Genomic DNA, 17,766 nt, shown 5'->3' on the forward strand with positions numbered 1-17,766 from the left:
GCGGACTCAGTCCAGCTTGACCACCTTGGCAAGGACCACCTTGGGGCCCTTCATCTTCTTGACGATGATGCGCAGGCCATCGGTTTCCAGCACTTCCTCTTCATCAGGCATGCGCTTGAGCGTCTCGTAGATCAACCCGGCGAGGGTCTCGGCCTCGATATGGTCGAGGTCGACGCCGAGCAGGCGCTCGACCTTGGCCAGCGGCGTGTCGCCGCGCACCAGCAGCTTGCCCGGCTGGTAGGCAAGAATGCCGCGCTCGGCCTTGCGGTGTTCGTCCTGAATATCGCCAACCAGCGCTTCGAGCACATCTTCCATGGTCAGGTAGCCGATCACCTTGCCGTCGGCCTCTTCGACCAGGGCGAAGTGCGCACCGCCCTGGCGGAACTGCTCGAGCAATTGCGACAGCGGCATGTGCCGGCTGACGCGCTCGAGCGGGTGCATCAGATCCGCCAGCTTGAGCGCCGACGGCAACATCTCCAGCAGTGACAGGTGCAACAGCAGGTCCTTGATGTGCAGCACACCGACGAACTCGCCCTTGCTCTCGTCGAAGATCGGGTAGCGGCTGTACTTGTGGCGGCGGAAGGTGGTGAACACCTGATCCAGGCTGGCATTGAGCTCGAGGAAGATCAGGTCTTCACGCGAGTTGGCCCAGTCCACCACCTCCAGCTCGCCCAGCTCGACCGCCGAAGCCAGCACGCGCAAATCCTGGTCGTTGTCGCTGGTGGCACGGCTGGAGTGCAGGATCAGCTTGAGCTCTTCACGGCTGTAGTGATGCTCATGGTGCGGCCCCGGCTCACCCTGCCCGGCGATACGCAGAATGGCGTTGGCGCTGGCGTTGAGCACGAAGATCGCTGGGTACATCAGCCAATAGAAGGCGTACAGCGGCGCGGCCGTCCACAACGACAGCAGTTCCGGTTTGCGAATCGCCCAGGACTTGGGCGCCAGCTCGCCGATGACGATGTGCAGGTAGGAAATGATCGAGAACGCAGTGAAGAAGGCGATGCCGTGAATCAGCTTGGGTGACTCCACGCCAACGGCTACCAGCAGCGGCGTCAGCAGCTCGGCGAAGGCCGGCTCACCGACCCAGCCAAGGCCCAGCGACGCCAAGGTGATCCCCAACTGACAGGCCGAGAGGTAGGCGTCCATCTGGTTGTGTACGGTGCGCAGAATATGCCCGCGCCAGCCGTGGGCCTCGGCCAGGGCATCGACCTTGGTAGCGCGCAGACGCACGATGGCGAACTCCGCGGCGACGAAAAAGCCGTTGAGCAGAACCAGAAACAGGGCGAACAGCATGAGGCCGAAATCGGCGAAGTAGGCAGAAGCGGGGAGACTCGTGGAGGGGTCCATGAAGGTTCGGATTGGCCAAAGATCGCTAGAGGTTGGAGCTTCGCCGCGTCGAATGCAAGCACTCAGCGCGTGCGCTGCACCACCTGCGCTGGGGCGAAATGGCAGGTGAAGGTGCTGCCCTTGCCAGGGACACTGCTGATCTCCAGGTTGCCACGGTGACGCAGCAGCACATGCTTGACGATGGCCAGGCCGAGACCAGTGCCCCCCGTGTTGCTGGCGCGGCTCGAATCGACGCGATAGAAGCGTTCGGTCAACCGCGGCACGTGCTTGGCCTCGATGCCCATGCCGGTATCACTGACCGACAGGTGTGCACCCTGCTCGTCGCCCCACCAGCGAATGCGGATGTCGCCACCGGCCGGGGTGTACTTCACTGCATTGAACACCAGATTGGAGAAGGCGCTACGCAGCTCTGCCTCACTACCTTTGAGCTTCAGGTGCGGATCAGCCTCCAGGGTGATGCGATGCTGGTGCTCACCCGATAATGCCTGGGCATCGTTCTTGATCGAGAGCAGCATCAGGTCAGCCGCCACGGGCTGATTGTCCGACGGGTAGTCGGTGGCCTCCAGCTTGGCTAGCAGGAGCAGATCGTTGAGCAGGGTCTGCATGCGCGCGCCCTGTTGCTGCATCTGCTGCAATGCGCGTAACCAGCGCGGATTGATCGCTTCGACGTTGTCCAGAAGCGTCTCCAGATAACCGGCGATCACCGTCAGCGGCGTGCGCAGCTCGTGGGAGACGTTGGCGACGAAGTCCTTGCGCATCTGTTCCAGCTGATACAGGCGGGTGACATCACGCACCAGCAGCAGATGCTCGCGATTACCGTAGCGGGTGATATGGAACTGCAAGCGGCGGCGATCGTTGATCGGAGAAGGAATCTCCAACGCATCGGCATAATTGCCACGCTCGAAGTACTCCTTGAAACGCGGGTCGCGCACCAGGTTGGCCAATTGCTGGCCACTGTCCTGCGGGGTTTTCAGGCCCAGCAGCGTTTCCGCTGCACGGTTCCACCATTCCAGGTTGCCATGGCTGTCGAGCATCAGCACAGCGTCCTTGAGGGCAGCAGTGGACTCCTGCACCCGGTCGATCACCGCCTGCAGGCGACCGCGCGCCTTCTGGTTGCGTCGTTGCAGGTGGTAGATGCTGTCGAACACCTCACCCCACAGGCCGTAGCCATCCGGCGGCGGTTCGTCGGGTTTGTGCTCGCGCAGCCATTTGTGCAGGCGCAGCAACTGGCTGAGGGTCCAGCCGAGATGAATGGCCAGGCCGCCAGCCAACACCCAGGCGTACTGGCCGGTGATGAAGCCCAGCAGCAGGCAGGCACAGATCAACAGCAACAGCCGACGCACCACGGCGCCACGCCAGTTTTGATTCACGATGGAGCGCATCCTTGTCAGAAAAGCGAGTGCGCAGAAGCACCGCGTCAGCGATCAACCTTTGGTGGAGAAACGATACCCAGTCCCGCGCACGGTTTGTACCAGGTTTTCGTAGGCATCACCGAGCGCCTTGCGCAGGCGACGAATATGCACGTCGACGGTGCGCTCCTCGACGTAGACGTTGCCGCCCCAGACCTGATCGAGCAGTTGACCACGGGTGTAGGCGCGCTCCTGATGGGTCATGAAGAACTGCAGCAGACGGTATTCGGTCGGGCCCATCTCGGCAGGTTTGCCGTCGATGGTCACGCGGTGGCTGATCGGGTCGAGCAGCAGGCCACCAACCTCGATCGGCGCCTCGCCATCACTTGGGCCGGCACGGCGCAGCACGGCCTTGAGGCGGGCCACCAGTTCACGCGGCGAGAAGGGCTTGGTGATGTAGTCGTCGGCGCCGACTTCCAGACCCTGGATCTTGTTGTCCTCTTCGCCCTTGGCGGTGAGCATGATGATCGGGATATCGCTGGTCAGCTCGTCGCGCTTGAGCCGGCGCGCCAACTCGATGCCACTGGTGCCGGGTAGCATCCAGTCGAGCAGGATCAGATCGGGTTTGCGGTCGACGATCACGGCGTGGGCCTGCTGGGTATTTTCCGCCTCCAGGCACTCGTAACCGGCCATCTCCAGGGCCACCGCAATCATCTCGCGGATCGGTGCTTCGTCATCGACGATCAGGATATTCTTGCCAACCATGGTCCTGCCTCGGTTCGTTCAACTGTCTGCGCGCATTAGATAACGGAATTATTGCAGCGATATGACAGATGCGCGGCAGCACTTAACGCAACGCGTAATCCAGCACGATCCCGACGAAGATCGCCAGCCCCGCCCAGTGGTTGTGCAGGAAGGCGTTGAAGCACACCAATGGCTCGCGACGGCGGGTCACGTGGAACTCCCAGGCGAAGCAGGCGGCGGCCACCAGCAAACCGAGGTGGAAGTACAGGCCCAGCTCGAAGCGCGCGCCAGCCAGCAGCAGGCAGAGCAACGCCAGCCCCTGCAGGATGGCGATGATCAGGCGGTCTGCATCACCGAACAGGATGGCCGTGGATTTCACCCCGATCTTCAGGTCGTCCTCACGGTCGGCCATGGCGTAGTATGTGTCGTAGGCCACGGTCCACAGCAGGTTGGCGATGTACAGCAGCCAGGCCTCCGGCGGCAGGCTGCCGGTCTCAGCGGTGAAGGCCATCGGCATGCCCCAGGAGAAGGCCGCGCCGAGCACCACCTGCGGGTAGAAGGTGTAGCGCTTCATGAAGGGGTAGCAGGCCGCCAGGGCCAGGCCGCCGAATGACAGCCAGATGGTGGTGGCATTGGTGAACAACACCAGCACGAAGCTCATCGCCACCAGCACGGCGAACAGCACCAGCGCCTCGCGCGGCTTGACCTTGCCGCTGGCCAGAGGGCGCGCTTTGGTACGGCTGACGTGGCCGTCGAAGTTGCGGTCGGCGTAGTCGTTTATCACGCAACCGGCGGCCCGCATGAGGATCACGCCGACGACGAAAATGAACAGGTTCTTCGCGCTCGGCACGCCTTCGGCCGCCACCCACAGCGCCCACAAGGTCGGCCACAGCAGCAGATAAATGCCGATGGGCTTGTCCAGGCGCATCAACTGAATGAAATCCCAGGCGCGCGGGTGCAGGCGGGTGGTCGATTGCAGCAGGCGGGTGTACATCGAAGCTTCTCCGTGCAGGTTGCGCAGATTATACGAGGAAGCGTGTGTGGGAGGCGCTTTACCGCCACAAGCGGTTCAACGCGTAGAGCCTACGCGGCTTTGGCTTCCTGCGTCGCTCTACCTCCTGCATCCATGCAGCGTGTAGGGCGTACTCGCGAAGCAGTACGCCATGTGCCTGACAAACAACAGGGATTAGCCTGAGTAGACAATGCTAATGCGAACGCTAGGCCTCGATGCCCGCCGCCCGCCAGAAGTCCGGCAGGAACACCTCTGCTACCAGCACCCCCAACGGCCCCCGGCTGAAGCACGAGCGCCGTGCCCACAGGCGCTCTTCGCGCACCTCCTGCGGCAGCCAGGCCGCCGGATAGCGGCAAGCCTGCAACTCCCCGCGATCGAAGGCCCGGTCACTGAACAGCAGCTCGCCCAGCGAACGACTACCCAGCTCGGCCAGATTCAAGCCGGAACCTTCCAGCGCACTGCGCGCGGCAACGCTGCGGGCGAATACCCAGGCTTGCCCGTGGCCACGCAGGTAGACCTCGCGCACCCAGCCCTGGCTGCCGTCGGCTACGCCGAGCAGCGCGCACTCATCGCTGCGCAGGCGCTGCCAGCCTTCCTGCAGCGGCGTCACCGAGAAGCCGTCGTCGGATAGCGCGGTCAGGCGCCGGGTCAGCGAATCCTCGTTGAACAGCCAGTCGCGCACACCGGCACAAGGCTGCGGATGCAACTGGGCATTGGTGAGCCAGCGCGGCGGATGGGCGAGAGCGGCGTGAGGCACGGCAAGAAGTCACTACAGATCGGAAGCGCGCGAGTCTAGCACGGCGCGATAGTCGCTTTTTGCACACGAAGGCAGTCGCCGCTGAAGCGGCCTCCCACAGTGCAGCCCTCGACTCAGATGCTGGCAATCGCCCATGTGGGAGGGGCGTTAGCCGCAACTCAATACGGCTGCGGCGCGTACAACTGCGCCGAGCCCGGCTCGCCGAGCAGCTGTTCGAGAATCTCGTGGTGCATGGCTAGCAGCTTGCCGTTGCGCTCGTTGAGGCGCTTGCACTGGCCGGCCAGTTGGCCGAGCTGCTCCCAGGTGTGAGCAAGGTGATTGCGCTGGCTCTGGGGATAACGCGCCAGCAACTTCTGCATGGCGCTATGACCGCTACCCAGCGCAAAGGCAGTCAGTACCTTGCTGCGGCGTGCGGCGCGGGCCTTGGCCTGGTCGACCAGCGGCAGGATCTGCTCGTTGAGCAGATCGATCTGCTGGCTGTCGCGCTTGAGCAACTGCTGATACAGCTCCTGCATCAACCCGCGCAGAACCAGGTAGTCGGCGCAGTCCTGTTCCAGGTCCTGCTCGACGACCAGCAGCAGCTGTTGCTCACGCGCGGTGGTCACGCATCGCTACCGCTGTGATAGGTCAGCATGCTGCCGGCCAGCGCGGCCGGATCGCTGCTCAGTTCGCCACGGGCCAGCGCCGCCTTGAGCTGGGCAACCTTGTCCAGGTCGACTTCGGGGAGGCTGCGCAAGGCGTCTTGCAGCTGCTCCAGACTCGGCTCCTGGCTGACACTCGCACGGGCATTGCCGCTCGACTGCGCACGGGCGCTCTGTACCTGTGCCGGAGCGTCGCTGGCCGGGTTAAGGCTGGGCTTGAGATGCCTGCTGATTTCCATGATTCGAATCCAACTCGCGTGGTGTTATGGCCTAAGAGCGACCGGGCGCGACAAGAACTTAAACGCGTCGTGCAAAATTAACCGACCTGGGCTCGCCACCAGGCCTGCGCGGCCAGGCCATCCTGGATCTTCTGCTCCTGACGGGCAAGCATATCCTGCCACTCGCCCATCTTGCCCTCGAGAAACTGGGTGATGACCTTCTCGCTGCGCATCGCCGCCAGCAGCTCGCCCTGAATACGCGTCAGGTTCTCCTCGGCCAGCGCCAGCTCGCGGCGCTGCAGTTCGACCATCTTGTACAGCGTCGCCTTGTAGCGCTGCTGGTTGTCGCGCTGCAGCGGCGTGGTCATGGGTACGCTGAAACCGCACAAGCGACTGAGCCCGGTGATGTTGTTGCGATAACGCTGACACAGGTTCTGCTGATAGCTGACCCGCCCGAGCATCTGCTGCACGCGGTTGCCACGCAGGCTGGCCAGACGACCAAGCACTTCCAGCTGTTCTTTCATTTGATGATGCTCTGCAAGGTGGCGATGCTGGCGCCGAGCTCGGCGCCGCTGCCGACCTCCTGACGCAGAAAGCGCTCGAGACTGGGCGCAAGTTGCACGGCGCGGTCAGTCTTGGCATCCATGCCCGGCGTGTAGCCGCCGAGCGGGATCAGCTCCTTGATCTTCTCGAAGGTGCTGTAGAACTCCTTGAACTGTCGCCCAGCCGCCAAATGTGCCGCTTCACCGACCTGGCTCATGCAACGGCTGACCGAAGCGGAAATGTCGATAGCCGGATAATGGCCAACATCGGCAAGGCGCCTTGAGAGCACGATATGGCCGTCGAGAATCGCCCGCGCGCAATCGACGATCGGGTCCTGATGGTCGTCGCCTTCGGCCAGCACGGTATAGATGGCACTGAGGCTGCCGCTGCCGCTCTCGCCATTGCCAGCGCTTTCCACCAACTCCGGCAGCATGCCGAATACCGAGGGCGGATAGCCCTTGGTGGCTGGCGGCTCACCGAGGGCCAGGGCGATCTCGCGCTGAGCCATGGCATAGCGAGTCAGCGAGTCGACCAGCAGCAGCACGTCCTGGCCCTGATCGCGAAAATAGGCGGCGATGCTGTGGCACAGCTCGGTGGCCTTCAGACGCATCAGCGGTGATTCGTTGGCTGGCGCCACCACCACCACGGCCTTGCGCAGTCCTTCTTCGCCGAGGGAATGCAGGATGAACTCCTGCACCTCACGCCCACGCTCGCCGATCAACCCGACCACCACCACGTCGGCCTTGGTCTGCCGGGTGATCATCCCCAGCAGTACGCTCTTGCCCACCCCGGAGCCGGCGAACAGGCCGACGCGCTGGCCTTTGCCGAGGGTCAGCAGGCCATTGATGGCGCGCACACCGACATCCAGCGCGGCCTCAACCGGACGCCGTCGGAGCGGGTTGACCCTGGGCAGTTCGATCGGCAATGGGTCGCGCCCGCTGAGCTTGCCGCGCTCGTCCAGCGGCTCGCCGAGTCCGTTGACCACGCGCCCTAACCAGGACTCGTCGATCTGCAACAGCGCTTCGTCCTTGGCCGGGAACACCCGCGAGCCGGCGGCCAGGCCGACCGGCTTCTTGAACGGCATCAGGTAGGTGATATCACGGTTGAAGCCGACCACCTGCGCATCCAGCAGGCTGCCGTCGGCCTGCTCGACGCGACAGCGCTGACCGGTACTGCGCTGGCAGCCGAGGCTCTCCAGCAGCATGCCCGAGACCCGCACCAGACGCCCGGCGACCTTGGCTAGTTGCACGCCATCGAGCGAGCGCAGCGCTTCGTCGAGTTTGTAGTCGAGCATCAGGTTCTGCTCCCGCTCAGGCTTCTGTCAGGTGCAGATGTTCGGCCAGGGTGTCGATGCAGGCGTCCAGGCGCTGCTGGCACCCCACGTCGGCCTCGGCCTGCGGCGTGACCACACGGCACTCGCCCAGCGCCAGACGCTCGTCGGCCACCAACTTCCAGTTCGCCGCACGCTCCGGCGCCAGCGCCTTGATCCGCGCGTATTCTTCAGGGCTGAGCAATACCTGCACGTCTTCGGGCTCGCCCGGCATGCTGGTCAGCGCCTCCTCGACCAGTGCCAGCAACTGGGTCGGGTGCAGCGTGAGTTCGCAGCGGATCACCTGTTGCGAAACCTTCTTCACCAGCTCCAGCAATTCCTGACGACGCTTGTGCTCCAGCTCGCCAAGGTACTGCTCGACCTTCTCGCTGATCTGCTGCAGCGGCTGCGCGGCCAGCTCGAACTCACGGCGTCCCTCATTGCGACCCTCGTCTCGCCCGAGCTTCAGCCCTTCGTCGCGGCCCTGCTCGAAGCCAGCCTGACGCCCGGCCTCCTCGCCCTGCTGCAAGCCGTCCTGATAGCCCTTCTCGATGCCCTGCTGAAAGCCGTCGGCCATGGCCCGCTGCAGGCCAGCGGCATCGCCGCTCCAATCCATTGCGGGTTGGCTGCTGCGCGGGGGAAAACGATAGGCGCGCCACGGGCGGGCGTCGCCGCTGATCACCTTGACCGTCATCTCATTCCACCGTCTGTTCGCGGAACAGCTGCACCTGCAGCTCGCCACTGGCCGACATTTCGCGGACCACGGCCATGATGTCCTTGCGCACCTGCTCGACGCGGCTCAACGGCACCGGGCCCTGGCGGCGGTTGATCGACTCCATCTGCTGCGCCTGGCGCTTGGGCATGGCACCGGTGATGGCACGCACCAGTTCGGGCTCGGCACCCTTGAGGGCGACCACCCACTCTTCCAGCGGCACGGCTTCGAGCAGCGCCTGCAGCACGTCCTGGTTCTGCCGCGAGAGGATGAAGAAGTCGTACATTTCATCCTCGATACGCTCGACCAGTTGATCGTCATGGGCGCGCAGCAGCTCGAACATCTGCCCGCGATCACCCTTGAAGCGGTTCATGATGTCCGCCGCCTGCTTGACCCCGCGTACCTGCGAACCCTGGGTGCTGAGCACGGCCAGGCTGCGCTCGATCAACTGCTCCAGCTCGGCGATGACGTCGCTGTTGACCTCGTTGAGGTTGGCGATGCGATAGAGCAGCTCGTCCTGACGCTCCTTGGGCATGCATTCGAGCACCTCGCTGGCCATGCCGGGCGGTAGAAAGGCGAGGAACACCGCCTGCATCTGCGCGTGCTCCTTGGCGATCAGCGCGGCGAACTGCTTGGGGTCGAGCCACTCCATCTTGGCCATCTTGGCGCGGATTTCCTCGCCATAGATGCTGTCGAGCAGCGAGCGGGTGATTTCGCTGCCCAGCGCCTTGCTGAGCATGCCGTCGAGGTAGCCACGCGAGGCGCCCTTGATGCTGCTCTGCTCCTTGTAGTCCTCGAAGAAGCGGCCGATGACGTCGGAAACCATCGGTTGCTTGACGTTGGACAGGCGTGCCATCGCCTGGCTGATGCTGACGATCTCCTCGCGTGAGAAGTGCCTGAGCACGCCGGCAGAAATCTCGTCACCCATGCTCAGCATGAGAATGGCGGCCTGCTCGGAGGTACTCAGCGAGCGCTTCTGCACGCGCAGGCGCATTTCCTTGGCGGTGGAGCCGCCGCGGCCGTCAGGCTGGGTTGAGGTCTCGTTCATTACGCCCTATCCACTGTTTGATGACTTCCGAGACACGCTCGGGATCGTTCTTGGCCAGCATCTGCAGGTGTTCGATCTGTAGCTCCAGGCCTGAGCCGGGCGCCGGCAGGCGAATCTCCGACAAAGGGTTGAGTTCGCCGAGCACGGTAGCGCCCGGTGCATCGTCGCCAACACGCGCCAGCAGGCGTTCGGCTGCGCGCTCGGCGTGCAGCGCCAGCTGGTCGTCGCCGTCGAGCGCGACAGGCGCACCAGGCTGGCTGCGCTGGCTCAGGCTGCGCACCGCCGGGCGCACCACCATCAGCAACAGCAGCAGGCTGATCAGGGCGAACACGCCGAGCTTGGCCAGATCGTGCACCTTGGCGTTTTCCCACCAGGGCAGCAGTTCGCCGCCGACACCGCCGATACCGGCATCGGTGAAGGGGAAGACGCTCAGCGTCAGCAGATCACCGCGCGCCTGATTGAAGCCCACGGCACTCTTGACCATGGCCGCAAGCTCCTCGCGCGCCTCGGGTGTCCAGCCACCCTCTGGCGCCACGGCGGCATTGAGCACCACGGCGATGCTCTGCTGACGCAGGCTGAAGGGCGCGTGTTTGACGTGAGTGACGCTCTGGTCGTAATCCAGCTGGCGATTGGACTCCTTGCGCAGCGAGGTCGCTGCCTGGTTGCCATTTTCGGTCTGAGCCCCCGCCTGCGCCTGATCGGCAGGCGGCTCCGGCGCAGGCTGCGGCGGCCGGTTAGCCAGCGAGCCAGGGACGCCGAGAGCCAACTGGTCGAGCACGCTCTCGTCGCGCAGCACTTCATTGCGCAGGCGCGGCGTCTCGCCGTAGGACTGGAAAGTCTCTTCCTTCTGACTGAAGTCGATATCGGCGGACACGCTGATACGGTAGTTACCGCCGCCGAGCACCGGCGCCAGCACCGCCTCGGCGTTGGCCACGGCCTTGCTCTGGTAGTCGTCGACCACCTGCCAGTTCTGCACCGGGCCACCCAGCGTGTCGATGCCGCGCGACAGCAGTGCACCGTACTGGTCGACTACCTGGACATTGCCGGCATCGAGCTGCGGCACGCTACCAGCCACCAGATTGACGATGGCGCTGACCTGTTCCGGCGCCAGCTTGTAGCCAGGCGCCAGCTGCAGCATCACCGAAGCCTTGCCCGGCTCACGCTTGCCGACCACGAAAGAGCTGCTCTCCTGCAGCGCCAGGTGTACCCGCGCTCCCTCCACGCCTTTGAGCGCCATCACCGTACGCGCCAGCTCGCCCTCCAGGCTGCGCTTGAGGCGCACATCCTGGACGAACTGACTGGTGCCCAGCGGCTCATCCTTGTCGAACAGCTCATAGCCGGCCGGTACCTTGACCTGCACGCCCTTGGCCGCCAGCAACATGCGCGCGCGGCCAAGCTGGTCCTCGCGCACCAGCACCTGACCGCTCTGCGGATGCAGGCGGTAGCTGATCGCATCACCGTCGAGCACCTGCATCACCTCGGCGGCCGGATAGGCTTCGCCGCTGCCATACAATGGGCGGAACGAACCCTGGTCACGCCAGAGGTAGAAAACCACACCAACCGCCAGCAAGGCGGCGATCAGCGCGAGGCCGATCAGAGTCATGCGTGGATCGAGTTTCAGCCCCTGTTCAGGCAGCTTGCTTCTTATGGTCTGCAGCACGCGTCAGCCCCCGATCCGCTTACAGCGGCATCTTCATGATGTCGTCGAACGCGCTGGATAGCTTGTTGCGCACCTGCATCAACGCGCTGAACGACACACTGGCTTTCTGGCTCTCGATCATGGCCCCAACCAGGTCATCGCTCTGCCCGCTGTCCACGGCGGCCATCAACTCGCCTGAACGATGCTGCTGCGCGTCCACTGCGCGTACCGCATTGTCGAAAGCAGCAGCAAACCCAGGCTCGCCAGGCTGCGCGGCAAAGGCTTGCGCCGGCTTGATCGGCATCGCTTCGCTGAGGTTCTTCAGCTGCTCCATACGGCCCAGCAAGTCTTGCTGCACCTGGCTAATCGAATTCATCCTTTGCTTCTCCTAGACGGGAATCTGAACGCCCTGCTCGCGCATGGCGTTGAGGCGATAGCGCAGTGCGCGCGGGGTCATGCCAAGGCTTTCGGCGGCCTTGGTCTTGTGCCCGCCGAAACGGCGGATGGTGTCGATCACATGTTGGTACTCAGCCCACTTGCCGCTCGCGCGCAAGGCTGCCTTGCCGCCCTCGAGCACCTGCGGCTGCAGACGCGGCGCCTGTTCTGCCGCGCTGCTCACGGGGACGCTGAGGCCCAGGTCCTGAGCCTGGATGTACAGACCATTGCGCAGAATCAGCGCACGCTGCAGGCAGTTCTCCAGCTCGCGTACATTGCCCGGCCAGTCATGCGCCAGCAGCACGCGGCAGGCATCTTCAGTGAGCAGTTCGTGGCGCGCGTCCTGCGGCGCGTACTGGCGAATGAAGCGACGCGCCAAGGCCAGCACGTCCTCCTTGCGCTCACGCAGCGGGCTGATGTGCAGCGGCAGGACATCGAGACGGAACATCAGGTCGGCGCGGAAACGGCCCTCGGCCACTTCCTGCTGCAGATCACGGTTGGTCGCGGCGATGATGCGCACGTCCAGGGCGATTTCACGGCGCCCGCCCAGACGCTCGACGCGTTGCTCCTGCAACACGCGCAACAGCTTGGCCTGCAGGCCCAGCGGCAGTTCACCGATCTCGTCGAGCAACAGCGTGCCGCCATTGGCTAGTTCGAACTTGCCTGGCTGAGCGCTAACTGCGCCGGTGAAGGCACCCTTTTCATGGCCGAAGAGAATGGATTCGAGCATCTGCTCGGGGATCGCCGCGCAGTTCACGGCAATGAAGGGCGCATCATCCTGCGCGGAAAAGCGGTGAATGTAGCGCGCCATCAGCTCCTTGCCGGTGCCGGTCTCGCCGGTGATCAGAATGGGCGCGCGAGTCATGGCCACCCGTTGGGCCATGGCCAGCAAACGGCGCCCAGCCTGCGAGCAGGAAACGAATCCTTCTTCGCCAGCGCTGGCCGATTCCTGACGGCGCAGCAGCGCACTGAGCTGGGCTTCGCTGAACGGTGCCAGGAGATAGTCGACACAGCCGAGTTCAAGCAACGCGGCAGCCTTCTCCTGGTCAGCATATTCCACGACTGGCACTACACCGACGCGGCCAACCTGACGCAGGATGGCGCCTACCTGTGCATAAAGGGTGTTGCCCGCCAGACTGCTGACGAACACCAGCACCAGGCTGGCGCTTTCCAGTGCCCGCGGGTCCAGTTCGAGACAGCTGGCGAAGCGGCATACCTGAAAACCCTGGCGCAGCAAACCACCGGTCAACAGGCGCTCGCTGGCCGCATCGGCCTGACCGATCACGACTATATGTTGCTGCCCCAGTTGTTCATTGAACAACTCGTCGCAGGCGTAACTTACCGTTTGAGTTGAATGCTTCAAGGTAAATCACCCGATGTCTTTCATGAGCCCGGCGGCGGCATTCGACCCTGCGTCTAAAACTGCCAAGTAGATGGCAGATTTTTTTCACCTGGCCCCTTAATCTTTCGAAACTTTCCGTCGCTTGTACTGGTCAACTTAGGCAGTACTTGTCTGCACTCCCTATATACGCGCAACGGATCACAGCGCGAACGTTAACAAGCGCACAGAAATTCGCCGAATTACTTGTTGTTATTTCCTATCAACACCGGCAAGCCGCTATCAAAAACAGCATTTGATATCTATTGATTTAATTTCTCGCCCTCCCTCGGCCTAGACTTGTCCTAGTCATCACGGGCCTGCGCGCTTTTCCCGGATGAATTCGACGCCATGGCCAAGGCACTGCTGCCTAAGCCCGCCGGCATATCAAAACGTCCTCTGCACGCCCATCGAATGCACTTGATGGTGCACGCGCAGTTACAACCAGGAATACAGCCCACAACATGACCGGGATTAAAAAAGTCCTTCATGGCGTGCCCGCCGACAGTCTGACCCGGTTGAAACCGCAGAAACTTGGCCGGCATTACCACAAGATTCCCCACTATATTCGCGAGCTCTCCAGTAAGTACCCGCGAATTATCAGTGACTACTTTCTACGTAACTATCGGATCAACCTTGAACTGCTGCGAGTCGATGTTCACGAACAGGTGAATAAAGATGCCGAGTGCCTCTATCGCTCGACGCTGGGCAAGGTCGGTTTCGCCATGGACCGCGCCCTGCTGACCGAAGCGCTGGAGTGTTACTACGGCGGCACCTGCCTGCCCAACCATGAAGCGCCGCCGGTGAGCACCTCTGAGCAACGTATGCGCACGCGTCTGGGTCTGGACGTGACCCAGTTGTTCGCCCGCTCGATTCTCGCCGGCCAGACCTTCGGCAAGCTCGAGCCTTACGACAACACTTATGAAGAGGCAGCTTGGGAGTACGTGGCGGAGTTCCACTTCACCAGCCACATCACCGGCAGCCAGGCATCGATCTTCATCTACCTGGATACGCAACTGGCGGATGAGCTGACCAGTCGCCTTACGTCCCCGGCACCGATGACTCAGGGCGGCAACTCGCTCAACCAGATTCGCCAGTTACCAGTGCGCCTGGACTGCGTGGTAGCCAGCCTGCAAATGCCTCTGTCGCAAGTGCTTGCCCTGCGTCCCGGCGACACCCTGCCGATGCGCCTGCTGGAGCGCTGCGATGTACAGATCAACCAGCAGAAGCTGTTTCGCGGCGCCATCTTCGAAGACGACGGCTCCTTGTTCCTGACTTCTCTTGAGAGCGTGAAGACCCCATGAGCAGCCCCATTTCCGATAACGATTTCGACAGCCTGATCAACGACGCCGGCCTCAATCTCGATGAGACCGTCAGCGACTCTGCTCCGGAGCCAACCCCGGCCAGCCTGCCGCAGCAGGACCTGAGCTTCTTCGGCAAAATCCCGGTCAACGTCACCCTGGAAGTGGCCTCCACCGAGATCACCCTCAAGGAGCTGATGGACGTCGATGCCGGCAGCGTGATCGCCCTCGACAAGCTGGCCGGCGAGCCGCTGGACGTGAAGGTCAACGGCGCGCTGTTCGCCAAGGCCGAGGTGGTGGTGATGAACGGCAACTACGGCCTGCGCATCGTCGAGTTGTCGGGCAGCGGCCTCAGCGGGCTGGGCGTGTGATGCTGCGCCGTCTGCTGCAATCCGGCCTGCTGCTGGCAGCCCTGTGCTGCCCGTTGCTGGCCCAGGCGGCCGGCGGCGACATCACCCTGTTCAACTTCAACGACAGCGAAGACGGCCAGACCCTGAGCGTCAAGCTGCAGATCCTGCTGATCATGACGCTGCTGGGCTTCCTGCCGGCGATGTTGATGATGATGACCTGCTTCACCCGCTTCATCATCGTCCTGGCCATCCTGCGCCAGGCCATCGGCCTGCAGCAAAGCCCGCCCAACCCGGTGCTGATCGGCATCGCCCTGTGCCTGACCCTGCTGGTGATGCGCCCGGTGTGGCAAGAGATGTACACCGAGGCCTACGTGCCTTTCGAGGCCGACCAGATCAGCCTCGAACAGGGCCTGGGCGAAGGCAAACGCATCATCAGCCAGTTCATGCTGGCGCAGACCAGCAAGAACTCACTGGAAACCCTGGTCGCCCTGGCCGGCGAAGAGCTGCCCGAGGATCTGGCCCAGCTGGACTTCTCCCTGCTGCTGCCAGCCTTCGTGCTCAGCGAGCTGAAAACCGCCTTTCAACTCGGCTTCATGATCTTCGTACCCTTTCTGGTGATCGACCTGGTGGTGGCCAGCGTACTGATGGCGATGGGCATGATGATGCTCTCGCCGATGATGATCTCGCTGCCGTTCAAATTGATGATCTTCGTCCTGGTCGATGGCTGGACGCTGCTGGTCGGCACCCTCACCACCAGCATTCAGCCCTATTAGCGAGGCTTCGCGATGCTCACGCCCGAACACGCCGCCGAGCTGGTGGCTCATGCGGTCTACATCACCGGCATCATCGTCTGCGTACTGGTGGTACCGAGCCTGCTCGGCGGCCTGCTGGTGAGCATTTTCCAGGCAGCGACGCAGATCAACGAGCAGATGCTCAGCTTCCTCCCGCGCCTGCTGATCACCCTGGCCATGCTGCTGTTCGCCGGCCACTGGATCCTGCGCACATTGGGGGATCTGTTCATCGAAACCTTCAAGCAGGCCGGTCATCTGGTGGGCTGAAGCATGTCCGAACCCGTGCTGCATGCCAGCCAGTATCTGACCAGCCTGCAGGCTTACTGGTGGCCGTTCTGCCGCATCGTTGCCCTGCTCAGCATGGCGCCGCTGTTCAATCACAAGGCGGTGTCGATACGCGTGCGTATTCTCCTCGCTCTGGCCTTGACCATCGCCCTTGGCGCAGCGCTGCCGGACATGCCCGAAATCGACCCGCTGTCACTGAAGGGGCTGATGACAGCACTGGAGCAGATCGCTTTCGGCGTGCTGCTGGGGCTGACCCTGCAACTGGTGTTCACCATCTTCATGCTGGTCGGTGAAGTGGTGTCGACGCAGATGGGCATGAGCATGGCGCGCTACAACGACCCGGTGAATGGCGTGTCGTCGTCTTCGATCATCTACCAGCTGTACTTCATCCTGCTGGTGCTGCTGTTCTTCGCCATCGACGGGCACCTGGTCACCGTCAGCGTGCTGTATCAGAGCTTCCTGTTCTGGCCGGTCGGCAACGGCCTGCATTACCTGGGCGCGCAGAGCTTCGTGCAGGCCTTCGCCTGGGTGCTGGCAGCAGCCGTGCTGGTCACCTTGCCCCTGGTGTTCTGCCTGACTCTGGTGCAGTTCTGCTTCGGCCTGCTCAACCGCATTTCGCCGGCCATGAACCTGTTCTCCCTGGGCTTTCCCATCAGCATTCTGATGGGCCTGCTGTGCATCTATCTGACCTTGCCCAACCTGCCCGACAGCTACCTGCACCTGACCCGCGAGCTGCTCAACGGCATCGGCGTGATTCTGCGCGAGGGCGGCGATGTCTGAGCAGAACAGCGGCCAGGAAAAAACGGAAGAAGCCTCCGCGCACAAACTGAAAAAGAGCAAGGATGACGGCCAGGTTGCGCGCTCCAAGGACCTGTCGACCACCATCTCGCTGATCGCCACGCTGTTCATTCTCAAGTTCAGCGCCGGGCTGTTCCTCGAAGGGCTCAATGACAGCTTCCGCCTGTCATACATCCAGTTCGGCCACAGCGAGATCGGCCTGGATGATCTGGACACCCTGCTTGGCTACAACATGCTGGTGTTCATCAAGCTGCTGTCTCCCCTGCTACTCACCTCCGTGCTGGTGGTGACGCTGTCGTTGATACCGGGCGGCTGGGTGTTTTCCGCGAAAAATTTTGCGCCGAAATTCAGCAAGCTCAATCCCATCACTGGTCTGGGAAGAATCTTCTCGGCGCAGAACTGGAGTGAATTGCTCAAGTCGATCCTCAAGGTGCTGGTGCTGCTCGGTGTCGGCTATGTCCTGGTACGCGCGGCCCTGCCGGACCTGATCGCCCTGCAGCGCAGCAGCGTGTTCGAGGCGATCTCGGCAGCCCTGAATCTGACCTTCAACCTGACCCTGTGCCTGATGCTGATCTTCGTGGTGTTTTCCTTCATCGACATCCCGCTGCAGCGCTACTTCTTCCTCAAGAAGATGCGCATGACCAAGCAGGAGCGCAAGGAAGAGCACAAGAACCAGGAGGGTCGTCCCGAGGTCAAGGCGCGCATCAAGCAGCTGCAACGGCAGATGCTGCAACGGCAGATCAGCAAGGTGATCAAGAACGCCGACGTGGTCATCGTCAACCCGACGCACTACGCCGTGGCACTCAAGTACGACACCAAGAAGGCCGCGGCGCCGTTCGTGTTGGCCAAGGGCGTCGATGAAACCGCCCTGTACATGCGCCAGATGGCCAAGAAGCATGAGCTCGAGGTGGTGGAAATCCCACCGCTGGCACGCGCCATCTACTTCACCACCCAGATCAACCAGCAGATCCCTGCCCCGCTGTATACCGCCGTGGCCCATGTGCTGACCTACATCCTGCAGCTCAAGGCCTGGCGCCAGGGGCGCAGAAGCAAGCCAGAACTGGCGAGCAACCTCCCGATTCCCGACAGCTTGGCCAACAGGGGCTGAT

20 protein-coding genes are annotated in these 17,766 nt (G+C 62.9%); 6 read left to right on the forward strand and 14 right to left on the reverse strand.

What is annotated here, in order from left to right:
- Positions 1-6: 6 nt before the first annotated feature.
- From RTH74_RS12570 to RTH74_RS12635, 14 genes are all read right to left on the reverse strand, one after another.
- On the reverse strand, positions 7-1,347 hold the full coding sequence (locus tag RTH74_RS12570) for a hemolysin family protein (protein WP_099526729.1): 1,341 nt from the start codon (positions 1,345-1,347) through the stop codon (positions 7-9).
- Positions 1,348-1,409: 62 nt separating this feature from the next.
- Complete coding sequence (gene phoR, locus RTH74_RS12575; protein ID WP_279923025.1) at positions 1,410-2,729, reverse strand: phosphate regulon sensor histidine kinase PhoR; 1,320 nt, start codon at positions 2,727-2,729, stop codon at positions 1,410-1,412.
- Between the two features lie 42 nt (positions 2,730-2,771).
- On the reverse strand, positions 2,772-3,461 hold the full coding sequence (gene phoB / locus RTH74_RS12580; protein WP_024310067.1) for a phosphate regulon transcriptional regulator PhoB: 690 nt from the start codon (positions 3,459-3,461) through the stop codon (positions 2,772-2,774).
- An 82-nt stretch (positions 3,462-3,543) separates the two neighbouring features.
- On the reverse strand, positions 3,544-4,434 hold the full coding sequence (ubiA, locus tag RTH74_RS12585; protein WP_316914886.1) for a 4-hydroxybenzoate octaprenyltransferase: 891 nt from the start codon (positions 4,432-4,434) through the stop codon (positions 3,544-3,546).
- 223 nt (positions 4,435-4,657) lie between these two features.
- Complete coding sequence (locus RTH74_RS12590; RefSeq protein WP_125836775.1) at positions 4,658-5,209, reverse strand: chorismate--pyruvate lyase family protein; 552 nt, start codon at positions 5,207-5,209, stop codon at positions 4,658-4,660.
- A gap of 158 nt (positions 5,210-5,367) precedes the next feature.
- Complete coding sequence (flgN, locus tag RTH74_RS12595; RefSeq protein WP_316914887.1) at positions 5,368-5,814, reverse strand: flagellar export chaperone FlgN; 447 nt, start codon at positions 5,812-5,814, stop codon at positions 5,368-5,370.
- A complete protein-coding gene (flgM, locus tag RTH74_RS12600; protein WP_021490727.1) occupies positions 5,811-6,089 on the reverse strand; it encodes a flagellar biosynthesis anti-sigma factor FlgM in 279 nt (92 codons plus the stop codon). Before flgM ends, flgN begins: the two co-directional genes overlap by 4 nt.
- Positions 6,090-6,166: 77 nt before the next feature.
- Positions 6,167-6,592 (reverse strand): flagellar FliJ family protein, encoded by a 426-nt coding sequence (locus RTH74_RS12605; RefSeq protein WP_316914888.1) that lies wholly within the window; start codon positions 6,590-6,592, stop codon positions 6,167-6,169.
- Complete coding sequence (fliI, locus tag RTH74_RS12610; protein ID WP_099526735.1) at positions 6,589-7,905, reverse strand: flagellar protein export ATPase FliI; 1,317 nt, start codon at positions 7,903-7,905, stop codon at positions 6,589-6,591. The genes RTH74_RS12605 and fliI overlap by 4 nt, the downstream gene beginning before the upstream one ends.
- A 16-nt stretch (positions 7,906-7,921) precedes the next feature.
- Positions 7,922-8,614: a flagellar assembly protein FliH gene (gene fliH, locus RTH74_RS12615; RefSeq protein ID WP_316914889.1), complete on the reverse strand. Its 693-nt coding sequence runs from the start codon at positions 8,612-8,614 to the stop codon at positions 7,922-7,924.
- Between the two features lies 1 nt (position 8,615).
- The gene (locus RTH74_RS12620; RefSeq protein WP_045735559.1) at positions 8,616-9,680 is read right to left on the reverse strand and encodes a FliG C-terminal domain-containing protein; all 1,065 of its coding nucleotides are present in this window, start codon (positions 9,678-9,680) and stop codon (positions 8,616-8,618) included.
- Positions 9,655-11,340 (reverse strand): flagellar basal-body MS-ring/collar protein FliF, encoded by a 1,686-nt coding sequence (fliF, locus tag RTH74_RS12625; protein WP_316914890.1) that lies wholly within the window; start codon positions 11,338-11,340, stop codon positions 9,655-9,657. Before fliF ends, RTH74_RS12620 begins: the two co-directional genes overlap by 26 nt.
- 19 nt (positions 11,341-11,359) lie before the next feature.
- Entirely contained in the window at positions 11,360-11,695 is a 336-nt protein-coding gene (gene fliE, locus RTH74_RS12630; RefSeq protein WP_316914891.1) for a flagellar hook-basal body complex protein FliE, read from the reverse strand.
- Positions 11,696-11,707: 12 nt separating this feature from the next.
- Positions 11,708-13,117: a sigma-54 dependent transcriptional regulator gene (locus tag RTH74_RS12635; protein ID WP_316914892.1), complete on the reverse strand. Its 1,410-nt coding sequence runs from the start codon at positions 13,115-13,117 to the stop codon at positions 11,708-11,710.
- A 479-nt stretch (positions 13,118-13,596) separates the two neighbouring features.
- Between RTH74_RS12635 and RTH74_RS12640 the strand changes: the two genes are divergently transcribed.
- Genes RTH74_RS12640 through flhB form a run of 6 tightly spaced genes read left to right on the forward strand, consistent with a single transcriptional unit; the run spans position 13,597 to position 17,765 of the window.
- Positions 13,597-14,436, forward strand: a complete 840-nt coding sequence (locus tag RTH74_RS12640; protein ID WP_316914893.1) for a FliM/FliN family flagellar motor switch protein — start codon at positions 13,597-13,599, stop codon at positions 14,434-14,436.
- The gene (fliN, locus tag RTH74_RS12645) at positions 14,433-14,804 is read left to right on the forward strand and encodes a flagellar motor switch protein FliN (RefSeq protein WP_099526740.1); all 372 of its coding nucleotides are present in this window, start codon (positions 14,433-14,435) and stop codon (positions 14,802-14,804) included. Before RTH74_RS12640 ends, fliN begins: the two co-directional genes overlap by 4 nt.
- A complete protein-coding gene (gene fliP, locus RTH74_RS12650) occupies positions 14,804-15,556 on the forward strand; it encodes a flagellar type III secretion system pore protein FliP (protein WP_099526741.1) in 753 nt (250 codons plus the stop codon). The genes fliN and fliP overlap by 1 nt, the downstream gene beginning before the upstream one ends.
- A 12-nt stretch (positions 15,557-15,568) precedes the next feature.
- On the forward strand, positions 15,569-15,841 hold the full coding sequence (locus tag RTH74_RS12655) for a flagellar biosynthetic protein FliQ (RefSeq protein ID WP_017676096.1): 273 nt from the start codon (positions 15,569-15,571) through the stop codon (positions 15,839-15,841).
- 3 nt (positions 15,842-15,844) lie between these two features.
- Entirely contained in the window at positions 15,845-16,639 is a 795-nt protein-coding gene (gene fliR / locus RTH74_RS12660; RefSeq protein ID WP_316914894.1) for a flagellar biosynthetic protein FliR, read from the forward strand.
- Positions 16,632-17,765, forward strand: a complete 1,134-nt coding sequence (gene flhB / locus RTH74_RS12665) for a flagellar biosynthesis protein FlhB (protein ID WP_316914895.1) — start codon at positions 16,632-16,634, stop codon at positions 17,763-17,765. The genes fliR and flhB overlap by 8 nt, the downstream gene beginning before the upstream one ends.
- Position 17,766 lies beyond the last annotated feature (1 nt).

This window comes from Pseudomonas sp. zfem001 (assembly GCF_032621725.1).
Taxonomy (GTDB): Bacteria; Pseudomonadota; Gammaproteobacteria; order Pseudomonadales; family Pseudomonadaceae; genus Aquipseudomonas; species Aquipseudomonas sediminis.

Coding starts and splice junctions, on each gene's coding strand:
- RTH74_RS12570 (WP_099526729.1), bottom strand. CDS start 1,347: ATGGACCCCTCCACGAGTCTCCCCGCTTCTGCCTACTTCGCCGATTTC.
- phoR (WP_279923025.1), bottom strand. CDS start 2,729: ATGCGCTCCATCGTGAATCAAAACTGGCGTGGCGCCGTGGTGCGTCGG.
- phoB (WP_024310067.1), bottom strand. CDS start 3,461: ATGGTTGGCAAGAATATCCTGATCGTCGATGACGAAGCACCGATCCGC.
- ubiA (WP_316914886.1), bottom strand. CDS start 4,434: ATGTACACCCGCCTGCTGCAATCGACCACCCGCCTGCACCCGCGCGCC.
- flgM (WP_021490727.1), bottom strand. CDS start 6,089: ATGGAAATCAGCAGGCATCTCAAGCCCAGCCTTAACCCGGCCAGCGAC.
- RTH74_RS12605 (WP_316914888.1), bottom strand. CDS start 6,592: ATGAAAGAACAGCTGGAAGTGCTTGGTCGTCTGGCCAGCCTGCGTGGC.
- fliI (WP_099526735.1), bottom strand. CDS start 7,905: ATGCTCGACTACAAACTCGACGAAGCGCTGCGCTCGCTCGATGGCGTG.
- fliH (WP_316914889.1), bottom strand. CDS start 8,614: ATGACGGTCAAGGTGATCAGCGGCGACGCCCGCCCGTGGCGCGCCTAT.
- RTH74_RS12620 (WP_045735559.1), bottom strand. CDS start 9,680: ATGAACGAGACCTCAACCCAGCCTGACGGCCGCGGCGGCTCCACCGCC.
- fliE (WP_316914891.1), bottom strand. CDS start 11,695: ATGAATTCGATTAGCCAGGTGCAGCAAGACTTGCTGGGCCGTATGGAG.
- RTH74_RS12640 (WP_316914893.1), top strand. CDS start 13,597: ATGACCGGGATTAAAAAAGTCCTTCATGGCGTGCCCGCCGACAGTCTG.
- fliN (WP_099526740.1), top strand. CDS start 14,433: ATGAGCAGCCCCATTTCCGATAACGATTTCGACAGCCTGATCAACGAC.
- fliP (WP_099526741.1), top strand. CDS start 14,804: ATGCTGCGCCGTCTGCTGCAATCCGGCCTGCTGCTGGCAGCCCTGTGC.
- RTH74_RS12655 (WP_017676096.1), top strand. CDS start 15,569: ATGCTCACGCCCGAACACGCCGCCGAGCTGGTGGCTCATGCGGTCTAC.
- fliR (WP_316914894.1), top strand. CDS start 15,845: ATGTCCGAACCCGTGCTGCATGCCAGCCAGTATCTGACCAGCCTGCAG.
- flhB (WP_316914895.1), top strand. CDS start 16,632: ATGTCTGAGCAGAACAGCGGCCAGGAAAAAACGGAAGAAGCCTCCGCG.